General features: G+C 65.6%; 9 protein-coding genes. 1 reads left to right on the top strand and 8 read right to left on the bottom strand.

Annotated elements, in window-relative coordinates:
* Position 1 precedes the first annotated feature (1 nt).
* Positions 2-520, top strand: a complete 519-nt coding sequence (locus tag XpruCFBP8353_RS16325; protein WP_101364141.1) for a hypothetical protein — start codon at positions 2-4, stop codon at positions 518-520.
* Positions 521-1,121: 601 nt separating this feature from the next.
* On the opposite strand, the gene XpruCFBP8353_RS16315 is transcribed toward XpruCFBP8353_RS16325, so the two are convergent.
* The 8 genes from XpruCFBP8353_RS16315 to flhB all read right to left on the bottom strand — a co-directional run bounded on the left by XpruCFBP8353_RS16315 (position 1,122) and on the right by flhB (position 11,157).
* On the bottom strand, positions 1,122-2,780 hold the full coding sequence (locus XpruCFBP8353_RS16315) for a chemotaxis protein CheA (protein WP_101364140.1): 1,659 nt from the start codon (positions 2,778-2,780) through the stop codon (positions 1,122-1,124).
* A 2-nt stretch (positions 2,781-2,782) separates the two neighbouring features.
* A complete protein-coding gene (locus XpruCFBP8353_RS16310) occupies positions 2,783-3,409 on the bottom strand; it encodes a protein phosphatase CheZ (protein ID WP_101364139.1) in 627 nt (208 codons plus the stop codon).
* Complete coding sequence (cheY, locus tag XpruCFBP8353_RS16305) at positions 3,409-3,801, bottom strand: chemotaxis response regulator CheY (RefSeq protein WP_002813536.1); 393 nt, start codon at positions 3,799-3,801, stop codon at positions 3,409-3,411. The genes XpruCFBP8353_RS16310 and cheY overlap by 1 nt, the downstream gene beginning before the upstream one ends.
* A gap of 35 nt (positions 3,802-3,836) precedes the next feature.
* Positions 3,837-4,604 (bottom strand): RNA polymerase sigma factor FliA, encoded by a 768-nt coding sequence (locus XpruCFBP8353_RS16300; protein WP_065467937.1) that lies wholly within the window; start codon positions 4,602-4,604, stop codon positions 3,837-3,839.
* Positions 4,601-5,485, bottom strand: a complete 885-nt coding sequence (locus tag XpruCFBP8353_RS16295) for a MinD/ParA family protein (protein ID WP_005918202.1) — start codon at positions 5,483-5,485, stop codon at positions 4,601-4,603. The genes XpruCFBP8353_RS16300 and XpruCFBP8353_RS16295 overlap by 4 nt, the downstream gene beginning before the upstream one ends.
* A complete protein-coding gene (flhF, locus tag XpruCFBP8353_RS16290; RefSeq protein ID WP_101364137.1) occupies positions 5,472-7,157 on the bottom strand; it encodes a flagellar biosynthesis protein FlhF in 1,686 nt (561 codons plus the stop codon). The genes XpruCFBP8353_RS16295 and flhF overlap by 14 nt, the downstream gene beginning before the upstream one ends.
* Positions 7,158-7,936: 779 nt before the next feature.
* The gene (flhA, locus tag XpruCFBP8353_RS16285) at positions 7,937-10,009 is read right to left on the bottom strand and encodes a flagellar biosynthesis protein FlhA (RefSeq protein ID WP_207759663.1); all 2,073 of its coding nucleotides are present in this window, start codon (positions 10,007-10,009) and stop codon (positions 7,937-7,939) included.
* Between the two features lie 17 nt (positions 10,010-10,026).
* Positions 10,027-11,157, bottom strand: a complete 1,131-nt coding sequence (flhB, locus tag XpruCFBP8353_RS16280; protein ID WP_101364135.1) for a flagellar biosynthesis protein FlhB — start codon at positions 11,155-11,157, stop codon at positions 10,027-10,029.
* Positions 11,158-11,269: the final 112 nt, after the last annotated feature.

The following is an 11,269-nucleotide window of genomic DNA, read 5'->3' as shown; positions in this document are numbered from 1 at the left end:
TATGAACTGTGACATCCCGCTGCACTTGGCCAATGGGAAAACATACTTAAGTATTTTTGGCCCATTCGTGTTCGCTCTGGCTTTCGTTGCGTTTCTCTACTTTGCTGGCAAGGCCCCGACACCGCTGAAGAAGGGGGCTCTAGTGATCGTTGTCTTGGCCAATATAGCGATAGCCGGTTTCTTGGTCTGGCAAGCTAGGAGCGCACGCGTGAGTATCAGTGGGAATGCCCTCATGCTGCGGGCCGGGACGGACAGTGTCGTCTTGCCATTGGGCGCCTTGCGTTGGGGCGAAGCAGCAGACGCTAGCGCTATGCGCTTTCCCTTCCGTAAGGCGGGGACCGGCCTTCCCGGGATGCACGTCGGTTGGTTCCGTCGAGAGGGAGGCGGCGATGCCTTCCTGCTGCGCTCTTCGGAGCCCGCTACGCTTATCCCAACCACTAAGCAATTCGATGTGGTCATTCCTACCACCGCTTACGAACAAGCGCGCAAATGCGTTTATGACCATAAGACGGCCGAATAGTTGACTCTGTTCGCCGGTGGAGCGGCTCATCCCTTTGAAAAGTAGCTGGTTAGGGACGGTGTGTGCCTACAGGCAAATGGTTGCGGATATAGCCAGTGATGTAGGTCATGACGACTTGCACTCCAGCTGTCGTGGTCAAGTTTTGGTGGACTGCGCGATAGGTGATTTCAGGTAGTGGCTTTCTAGTAGTCGGGGGGGGTGATCGGTAGCCGAGCGCGGAGTGCAGCCGGAAGGTGTTGTAGGAAATAACAGTTCCAGGTTCACTTCAACGCATCATTGGCGTCGCCAAACTATCGCGCCCATTCTTGCCACACGGCGGTATGGGCGCACGGTCCGGCTCTCGGATCATCTGCATTACCTTCAGGTTGAAGGCGTTATCGACGTCTGGAGTTTTTACCCGGTGCGGGGCTCGTCGAGGAGGATCACCCCATCGATGTGTCTACAAGCATTAGACCAGCACACCAACTTACCGCCGTGTGTAGCGGCGTAGATCGGCAGCAATACTGCTAGTGAAACGACAACGGCCGCAATACGCGGCCGTTGTCGTTAGATCAGGCAACAAGGATCGTTTTGACGATTCTCGATTCCCGATTCCCGAATATCAATGATCGCTGGAGCGCAATCCATCCACATCCAGGATCAGTGCCATGCGGCCGTCGCCGATCAGGGTAGCGCCGGCGTAGCCGGGTAGGCCGCGCAGGGCGCGAGGGAGTGGTTTGATCACCACTTCCTCGCGGCCGCGGACCTGGTCCACCACCAGGCCGAAGCGGGTTTCGCCGGCCTGCAGCAACACCACGGTCAGCAGCGGCGGTTGTTCGGCCGGTACGCCCAGCCAGCGGCGCAGGTCGATCAGGGGCAGGGTGTGCGAGCGGCGGTCCAGCACGGCGCGACCGTCGAACCAGCCCAGCGAGGTTTGCGGTGCATGCAGCACTTCCACCACGCGCGCCAGCGGCAATGCGTAGACCGCTTCGCCGGCCTGCACCAGCAGGGTTGGCAGAATCGCCAGGGTCAACGGCACGCGGATCATGAAGCGGCTGCCGCGGCCCAGTTCGGACTGGATCTGGATCTGCCCGCTGAGTTCGCGGATGCGCGATTGCACCACGTCCATGCCGACGCCGCGGCCGGAGATGTCGGTGACTTCCACCTTGGTCGAGAAGCCCGGCATGAAAATGAGATGCAAGCACTCGTCGGTGCTCAGGCGAGCGGCCGCTTCGGCGTCGATCAGGCCCTTGTTGCGGGCGATCTCGCGCAGGCGTTCCGGGTCGATGCCGGCGCCGTCGTCCTGGATCTCGATGCTGACGTAGTCGCCCTCCTGCTGCGCGGACAGGCGCACATGGCCGCTGCGCGGCTTGCCGGTGGCTTCGCGCAGGGCCGGCGATTCGATGCCGTGGTCGATGGCGTTGCGCACCAGGTGCACCAACGGGTCGGCCAGGGCTTCGACCAGATTGCGGTCCAGTTCCGTTTCGGCGCCGATCAGTTCCAGTTCCACTTCCTTGGACAAGGTACGCGCCACATCGCGCGCCACCTTTGGGAAGCGGGCGAACACCTTGCTGACAGGTTGCATGCGGGTGCGCATGACCGCGGTCTGCAGGCGGGCGGTGGCGATGTCCAGCGTGCTGACCGCGCGGTCGAGTTCTTCGTCGCGCAGCCGGGTACGCAGTGTCTTGAGACGGTTGCGCGACAGCACCAGTTCGCCGATCAGGTTGACGATGGCGTCCAGGCGCTTGGTGTCCACGCGAACGGTCTGTTCGGCTTCGGCGCCGCTCTTGGCTGCGGCCTTGCCGGCCGCCTTGGGGGCGGGGGCATGCGCATCGTCGCCGTGTGCGGCAGCAACCGGCTTGGCGGCCGCCGCCTGCGGTGCGGCCTTGACCGCCGGCGGGCCGCTCTTGGCATCGAACTGCGCGATCAACGTGGCCGGCGCATGCGGCACGGCCTCGCCCGAGCCCATCGCATCCAGCATCGCCTGCAGATAATCCAGCGACTGCTGCGCGGCATCGAAGTGATGCGCCTGCAGCACCGCCTGGCCCGAGCGTGCCATGCCGAGGGTTTCTTCGGCGGCGTGGCACAGCTCCACCATGGGCTTGATCGCCAGAAAGCCGGCGCCGCCCTTGAGCGTGTGGAAGCCGCGGAACACCGCGTTGAGCTGGTCTGCTTCTTCTGGCGCCTGTTCCAGCGACACCAGCTGTTCGCCGAGGCGATCCAGGATTTCCTGGGCCTCGACGATGAAATCGGCAGCAATATCGTCTGGAACAGCACTCATGGTTACAGCCCCAATCCTGACAGCAGGTCGTCGGCGTCGTCTTGCGACACCGCATGACGGTCCAGGCCCTTGACTGCAGGACCGGCAAGACCGCCGTCGTCTTTCTTCGGTTCGATGTTCTTCGGCGGCAGGCCGAGCGCACCGAAGCCTTCATGCACGCGCCGCACGATACCTGCCACGCGACGGATGATCTGGCCGCTCAGGTCCTGGTAGCTCTGCGCCAGCGATAGCTCGGTCAGGTTGTGGCGCATCTTGTCCATCAGCGCGCCCTGATCCTGATTCAGCCCGCCGTCGCGCAACTGGTTGGCCAGTTCGCGGCATTCTTCGACCAGATCCAGCGTGCGGTGGCTGGCCTTTTCGGTCATTTCCACCACATGGTCCAGTCGCGAACACGCATCGTCCAGCTCGCCGGCTTCTTCGGGCACGGTGGGCAGTTCGCCCAGTGCCTGGCCGAGTTCGCGGGCGAGCCGGCTCAGGCTCTGCATCATCGGGCGCGTGCGCAGGGCGGCGAGGTGATCCACCTCGCGACGCCAGGCGACCTGGTCACCGCTTTCCAGTGCATCGAGCGCGTTTTGCAGGCGCTCGATCAACGCGGCACGTTCGGCATCGGTTTCCACGGTGGCGTTCATCAGGCGGTCGCCGCCAGACGTTCGAACACCTTGCCCAGCTTTTCTTCCAGCGTCTGCGCGGTGAACGGCTTGATGATGTAGCCGTTCACGCCGCACTGCGCGGCTTCGATGATCTGCTCGCGCTTGGCTTCGGCGGTCACCATCATCACCGGCAGGTGCTTGAGCTTGGCGTCGGCGCGGATGTTGCGCAGCAGGTCGATGCCGGTCATGCCGGGCATGTTCCAGTCCGTCACCACGAAGTCGAACGGGCCAGCACGCAACGCCGCCAGGGCGCTGTTGCCGTCTTCGGCCTCTGCGGTATTGGTGAAGCCGAGATCGCCCAACAGATTCTTGACGATACGTCGCATCGTCGAGAAGTCGTCCACGATCAGGATCCGCATGTTCTTGTTCACATCAAGCTCCTAACACGAAAAAATACGCGAAAAAATTATTCGTCAATTTCGACACCGGCATCGGCCAGTTCGAAGACTTTGAGGCGGCCCCGCAAACGCACCACTGCCTGGCCGTGGATCTGGCAGACGCGCGATTCGCTGACACCGAGCACGGCGCCGATTTCTTTCAGATTCAATTCTTGTTCATAGTACAGCGACAGCACCAGCTGCTCGCGCTCGGGCAATTGGCCGATGGCCTTGCCCAGTTCGCGGCCGAATTCGCCACGCTCCATCATCTGCTGCGGGTTGGGGCCACCCTTGGCGGTGGTGTCCAGCTCGCCGTGATCTTCGATGCGCGATTCCAGGCTGAGCACCTGGCCACGTGCAGCATCTTCCATCAGACGCAGGTAATCGGGCAGCGGCATTTCCATTGCGGCGGCCACTTCGGTGGCGGCGGCGGCGCGGCCGGTGTTCTGTTCGATCTTGCGCACGGCGGCGGCGGCATCGCGGGCGCGGCGGTGCACCGAACGCGGCACCCAGTCGCCGCGACGAATTTCGTCGATCATCGAGCCGCGGATGCGGATCGAGGCATAGGTTTCGAACGAGGCGCCCTGGTCGGAGTCGTAACTGCGCGAGGCTTCGATCAGGCCGATCATGCCGGCCTGGATCAGGTCGTCCACCTCCACGCTGGCCGGCAGGCGCGCGGCCAGATGGTGGGCGATGCGGCGGACCAGGTCCGCGTGCTGGGTCACCACGTCGTTGGCGTTGTTGCGCTGCACGGCGCGGTACTGCGCGCTGGCCGTGGTTGCGGTAGCGGTGCTCATGCGGCCACTCCCCGTTGGATGATGCGTTCGACAAAGAACTCGACGTTGCCGCGCGGCACGGTGGGAGCCTGCCAGCGCGAGGTACGGCGTGCGATTTCGGCAATGGCCTGCGCCGACGGACTGGCGGGGTAGGCCTTGATGACCGGTTGCTGACGCTGCACCGACAGGCGTAGCCAGTCGTCCTGCGGCACGTGGCCGAGATAGTTCAGCGACACGTCGCCCAGGAACTTTTCGCACACGCGCGAGAGCTTGTCGTACAGCAGGCGACCTTCGTTGGGGTCGCGCACCATGTTGGCGATGATCTGCAGGCGGTCCACGCCGCGTTCGCGCGAGAGCACCTTGATCAGGGCGTAGGCGTCGGTGATCGAGGCCGGTTCGTCGCAGACCACCACCACGGTGTCCTGGGCCGCCTGGCAGAAGGTCAACACGCTGTCGGTGATGCCGGCGGCGGTGTCGATGACCATCACGTCCAGGTCGCGTTCCAGTTCGGAGAACACGTTGACCAGGCCGATGTGCTGGGCCGGAGCCAGTTCGGCCATGTGGCGGCGACCGGAGGCGGCCGGCACCACCAGCACGCCGCCGGGGCCTTCGATGATCACTTCATCCAGCGTGCAGCGGCCGGCGATCAGGTCGGCCAGGGTGTACTTGGGCGCCAGGCCCAGGACCACGTCCAGGTTGGCCAGGCCCAGGTCGGCGTCCAGCAGCAGGGTGCGTTTGCCCATGTCGGCAAGCGCCACCGCCAGGTTGGCGGAGATGTTGGTTTTCCCCACGCCACCCTTGCCGCCGGTCACGGCAATGGTGCGCACCGGGCCCAAGGGCTCGGGACGGGTCGCCGACAGGGGGAAGGCGTTGGTCAGCTTGGCGTATTCACGCGACTGCATGGTTGTGCTCCGGAGTACAGGGCTTATCGGCAGCGCGCCGCAAATCTTCAAGGCGAAGAACGAGACTGGCGGCATTGGCGCGGTGCAGGTCATCGGGGACCCGCTGTCCGTCAGTCACCCAGGTGATGGGCATTTGGTGGTCGACCACCACCGACAAGGCGCTGCCGAAGCGGCCGGTCTCGTCGAGTTTGGTCAGCACCACGCCTTGGGGCTTGGCGTGGGCGAAGCGGCGCACGACCTCGTCGAGGTCGGCAAAATGGGAGTTGGCGGGCAGCACCAGCAGCGACGTCACCTGCTGGGCGGCGCGTAGCCAGTTCAGCTGGGCGGCCAGGGCGCGGTCGCGCTGGCCCATGCCGGCGGTATCGATCAGCACCAGCTTGTAGTCGCGCAGGCGCTCCAGCAGCTCAAGCAAGCTTTCGGCGCTGTCGGCCTCGTGCACGGCGATACCGAGCTGGCGGCCGTAGCTGTGCAGCTGCTCGCGGCCACCGACGCGCAAGGTGTCGGTGGTGACCAGGGCGACGTCGCGCGGGGCGTGCTGGGCGGCGAAGCGCTGTGCCAGCTTGGCGATGGTGGTGGTCTTGCCGGCACCGGTCGGGCCGACCAGGGCGATCACGCCGCCGCGTTCCAGCGGGTCGATCGGGGCCACCGGCAGGCGCTTGGACAGCAGTCCCAGCATCAGCCCGCGGCCACGGTGCAATTCGGTATCGGCCGGGATCTGCATGGCGACATCGCGGGTCAGGCCGGCATCGAAGCCATAGTCGTCCATCAGCTCCAGCGCCTGCGCACGCACCGGGGAGCCACGCAGGCGCTCGTCGGTGAGGCGGTTCATTTCGCGCTCGATCATCTGCCGCATCAGCGCCAGCTCGCCACGTAGCTGCTTGAGTTCTTCGTCGTTCTGCGGGGCCGGCGCGGCGGCAACCGGAACCGCGGCCAGCGCGGCGGGGGCGACGACGATCGGCGGCAACGCGGCCGGCGGCAGGATCTGCGGCAGGGCGTCGTCCAGATCGAAGTCGGCTTCGTCGTCGCGGTCGTCTTCGTCCTGGCCGTAGCCGGCATGCGTGGCGAGCGCCGCCGCCATCACCGGGCTCGGCGCCTGCGCCGGAGCGGCGTGCACGACAGGGCGCTGCACCGGGGCGGTGGTCAGGAAGTCGGCGAACAGCTGTTCCGGCACGGCCGACAGTGCGTGTTCCTGACGCGGGGCAGTGGTGACGGCAACCGCGTGGGCCAGTGCCTGGGCGGCCGGCGAAGGGATGCTGGCGGTGCGTATCGGCGCGGCAACCGGCGCCTGGCGCGGCACGTTGACCGGCTGACGCAGCGCCATGGCGGCGATCATGTCTTCAGCGGCGCTGGCAACGCGCTGGCGCTGGCTCACATTGGCATCGGCAGCCGGCTTGAGCGGGGCGTGTACCGGTGCGGCGGACCTGGCCGGAGCTTGCGGGGCAGGCGCCTGCTGGATGGGTGCCTGCTCGCTGTGGGCGGCGGCCGGGGTCTCGGAGCGCGCGGTTTCCAAAGCGCGCTGCACGAGTTCTTCGTCGTAGTTGCTGGCAGCGACGATCTCGATGCCTTCAGCGGTACGGCGGTTGGACAGGATCACTGCGTCCGGGCCGTGTTCTTCACGCACCATGCGGAATGCGGTGCGCATGTCCGGGGCAACGAAGCGTTTGATTTTCATGCGAAGTGCCTCCAGGAACGGGACCCGCCGGACGCCGGACGGGTGCGCGATGAATGTGGGTGTGTTGCCAGCGTCATGAGTTGCCTGTCCCGGTCGTTGTTCCAAGTCCTGCGTTCGCCCCGGAGCGGTGCTGCTGCTGCGGTGTCGGCAGAGCTAATGCATGCGGTGTGCCAAAACGTGTTGTGCTGGGTTTCTGGCGGTGCGCTGACGCTGGAAAGCGGCGGGGAAGTGCTGGGTTCGGGCGCTGCCTGCGCATCCAAGTCGCTGTATTGATTGGATTCTTCTGGATGGGCGAGGCATCGGTGCCGCGATGGTCGCAGTGCTCCGATTGATCCGGGAGGCGAGCGGTAGGCCCGCGCGAAGACATCTGGCTGGCCGGTGCCATGCAATCGATTGGACGTTCAGCCGAGTGGCGGATTTCCGGCGCGCAGATGAGGGGCCGGCCTGCAGCACTGCGCGTAACTGCTGGCGCCAGCGAACGCTGCGATCTGGTCCGGACGGTGTTGGATGCGCAGCAGCACCTGGTCGCGACCTGGGCCGCCTCCAAGACGTCAGTGCGAGGTGTTTCATGTAAGCCACGCGTGCAATGGGCTCACGAGCGGCAGGGAACCTTGGGTCCTGCTGCAGCTTGAGTGCTTCGTGGCCCGCGGCGGTGGATGCTGCGACCGGTCTGGCGCTGAATGCCAGACCGGTCTTGCGGTCTGCCGACACGTCTTGCCTGTCGAAGGAGCGCACGGGCGCTCGCGTTCCGCGGGCGCACGCGCCGGTGCCTGGCCGGCTTAGCTAATCGTACCGACCAGCTTCAAGCGCTTGTCTTCCGGTACTTCGCTATAGGCCAGCACCGACAGGCTGGGCACGCTGTGGCGCACCAATCGGGCGAGTGCGGCGCGCACCTGTCCGGGGACCAGCACCACCGCCGGTTCGTTGCGGGCTTCCTGTTTGCCGACGCACTCGGCCAGGCTCTGGTGCAGGCGTTCGGCCAGGCCCGGTTCCAGCGCCACGCCATTGCCGTGGGTGGATTCCTGCAGCACGCGCTCCAACTGCGGGGCCAGGGTGAACACCGGCAGTTCGGCCGACATGCCGGCGATTTCCTGCACGATAAAGCGGCCCAGCGAGGTACGCACGGCGGCAGTGAGGGTGGCCGGGTCCTGGCTGTGCGGGGCGTGTTCGACCAGTGCTTCGACGATCTTGCGCAGCTGGCGCACCGGGATCTTCTCGATCAGCAAGTTCTGCAGCACGCGCACCACGACCGACAGCGGCAGCGCCTTGGGGGTGAGATCTTCGACCATCTTCGGCGCAGTCTTGGCCAGCGTCGCCAGCAGCTGCTGCACTTCCTCGTGGCCGAGCAGTTCCGGGGCGTGTTCGCGGATCAGGTGCGACAGATGGGTGGCGACCACGGTGGCCGGGTCGACCACGGTGTAGCCCATCGATTCGGCATAGGCGCGTTGATGCGGCTGGATCCAGGTGGCGTCCAGGCCAAATGCCGGGTCCTTGCCGGGGATGCCGTCGAGCTGGCCGAGCGCGCCGCCCGGGTCCAGCGCCAGCTCGCGGTCGGAATAGATTTCTGCGGTGGCCACCGGCACGCCGTGCACCAGCAGGCGGTAGGCGTTGGCGGACAACTCCAGGTTGTCGCGGATGTGCACCGGCGGGACCAGGAAGCCGATGTCCTGGGTGAGCTTGCGGCGCACGCCCTTGATACGCGCCATGAGTTCGCCGCCCTGGGTCTTGTCCACCAGCGGGATCAGCCGGTAGCCCACTTCCAGGCCCAGCGGGTCGATCGGACGCAGCTCGTCCCAGCTCAGTTCGGCGCTGGCCTGTGCGGCAGTGGCGGCCGCGGCGGCCTTCGGGTCAGTGGCGGGGTCGCCGGTCGGGGCAACCACCAGGCTGCGTTTGTACATCTTCCAGGCGATCACGCCCAGGATCAGACCCAGCGTCAAAAACGCGACGTTGGGCATGCCCGGCACCAGGCCGACCAGGCCCAGGATGGCCGCAGCCACCGCCAGCGCGCGGTGCTGGCCGAACACCTGGCTGATCATGGCCCCGCGCATGTCCTGTGCCCGCGAGGCGCGGGTCACCAGCAAGGCGACCGAGGACGACACCAGCAGGGCCGGCAGCTGCGCCACCAGACCGTCGCCGATCGACAGCAGGGTGTAGGTGGACGCGGCATCCATGAAGCTCATGCCGTGCTGGAGCATGCCCACTGCCATGCCGCCGACCAGGTTGATGAACAGGATCATGATCGCGGCGATGGCGTCGCCGCGGATGAATTTGTTGGCGCCGTCCATCGCGCCGTAGAAGTCGGCTTCCTCGCGCACCTCTTCGCGGCGGGCCTTGGCTTCCTCGCGCGTCAGCAAACCGGCGTTGAGGTCGGCGTCGATGGCCATCTGCTTGCCGGGCATGGCGTCCAGGATGAAGCGCGCGGTCACTTCCGACACGCGCCCGGCACCCTTGGTGATGACCACGAAGTTGATGATGGTCAGGATCGCGAACACCACGATGCCCACGGCGTAGTTGCCGCCGATCACGAACTGGCCGAAGGCCTCGATGACCTTACCGGCCGCGGCGTGACCGTCCTGGCCGTTGATCAGGATCACGCGGCTGGAGGCGACGTTCAGCGCCAGCCGCAGCATCGTGGTCATCAGCAGCACGATCGGGAAAATGGTGAATTCCAGCGGGCGCTGCACGTACACCACCGCCAGCAGCACCATCAGCGAGATGGCGATGTTGAAGGTGAATAACGCATCCAGCACCGGCGCGGCCAGCGGCACCATCAGCATGGCCAGCATGGCCATCAGCGCCAGCGGCGCGCCCAGGCCATTGCGCAGCAACTCCATCACGCGGCGGGCATTCATCGGGGCGGGCTGGGCGCTCATGCGCTGGCTCCCTTGCCGAACTCATCCACGTCCAGCGAGGGCAATTCCGGCATCGGGCCGCCGTTCCAGCCACGCAGCTGGTAGACGTAGGAGAGCACCTGGGCCACGACCGAATAGAGTCTCACGGGAATTTCCTTGCCGATTTGTGCTTCCCTATACAAGGCGCGTGCCAAAGGCGGTGCGGTGACGATCGCCACCCGGTGCTGCTCGCCGGATTCGCGGATGCGGAAGGCCATTTCGTCCACGCCCTTGGCCACCACGATCGGGGCGCGCATCTTGCCGCCTTCGTACTTGAGCGCCACCGCGTAGTGGGTCGGGTTCATCAGCACCACGTCGGCCTTGGGCACCGCTTCCATCATCTGGCGCTGCGACATCTGCATCTGCATCTGGCGGATGCGGCCCTTCACCTCGGGGCTGCCTTCGCTTTCCTTCATCTCGCGCTTGATCTCTTCGCGCGTCATCTTCAGCTTCCGCATCCAGTTCCATTTCTGGTACGGCGCGTCGATGGCGGCCAGCAGCACCAGCGCACCGGCGGTGTAGAACAGCAGGCTCTTGGTGAAGTCCAGCCCGTTGCCGACCGCCTGTTCCAGCGGCTGGCTCACCAGCGAGCGCAAACCCGGCAGGCTCTTGGAGATGCAGAAACTGGCAGCCAGACCGACGAACACCAGGCGCAGCACCGACTTGACCAGCTCGGCCAGGCTATTGCTGCCCCACATGCGCTTGATCCCGTTGGCCGGGTTGAGCTTGGTGAGGTCGGGCATGATCGCCTTACTGGAAAAGTGCAGGCCGCTCATCAGCAGCGGACCGGCCAGGCCGGCGGCCAGGCAGATGCCGATCAGCGGCAGCATCACCCACAGCAACTGCAGAAGCAGATCGCCGAAATGGCCGAACAGCGCCATGGGGTGTTCGCGCATCGTCGGGTCCGGGCTGAGCGCGGTCTTCATCCAGACGGTGGCGCGATCGCCGATGCCGCGGGCAAGCGCCATCAGTGCGAACACGCCGGCACCGAACACGGCGGCCGTCGAGAGCTCGCGCGATTGCGGGATGTTGCCCTGCTCACGGGCCTCGCGCAGGCGTTTTTCGGTGGGAAGCTCTGTACGCTCGCCGCCGTCTTCGGACTCAGACATGGAGGTGCCGGTGGGGGATTACCCCAGCTGATGCAAGCGGCGTTCCATATGGTTGAGACGGGAATCTGAAATCGGGATTGGGGAGTCGGACAAGCGGTGGCTGCGGGTTGAA

This window comes from Xanthomonas prunicola (genome assembly GCF_002846205.1).
In the GTDB taxonomy this organism is placed as follows: domain Bacteria; phylum Pseudomonadota; class Gammaproteobacteria; order Xanthomonadales; family Xanthomonadaceae; genus Xanthomonas; species Xanthomonas prunicola.
The sequence above is the reverse complement of the archived record's forward strand: the minus strand, read 5'-3'. Positions and strand labels throughout refer to the sequence as shown.

Coding starts and splice junctions, on each gene's coding strand:
- flhB (WP_101364135.1), bottom strand. CDS start 11,157: ATGTCTGAGTCCGAAGACGGCGGCGAGCGTACAGAGCTTCCCACCGAA.
- XpruCFBP8353_RS16300 (WP_065467937.1), bottom strand. CDS start 4,604: ATGAGCACCGCTACCGCAACCACGGCCAGCGCGCAGTACCGCGCCGTG.
- flhA (WP_207759663.1), bottom strand. CDS start 10,009: ATGAATGCCCGCCGCGTGATGGAGTTGCTGCGCAATGGCCTGGGCGCG.
- XpruCFBP8353_RS16295 (WP_005918202.1), bottom strand. CDS start 5,485: ATGCAGTCGCGTGAATACGCCAAGCTGACCAACGCCTTCCCCCTGTCG.
- flhF (WP_101364137.1), bottom strand. CDS start 7,157: ATGAAAATCAAACGCTTCGTTGCCCCGGACATGCGCACCGCATTCCGC.
- XpruCFBP8353_RS16325 (WP_101364141.1), top strand. CDS start 2: ATGAACTGTGACATCCCGCTGCACTTGGCCAATGGGAAAACATACTTA.
- XpruCFBP8353_RS16310 (WP_101364139.1), bottom strand. CDS start 3,409: ATGAACGCCACCGTGGAAACCGATGCCGAACGTGCCGCGTTGATCGAG.
- XpruCFBP8353_RS16315 (WP_101364140.1), bottom strand. CDS start 2,780: ATGAGTGCTGTTCCAGACGATATTGCTGCCGATTTCATCGTCGAGGCC.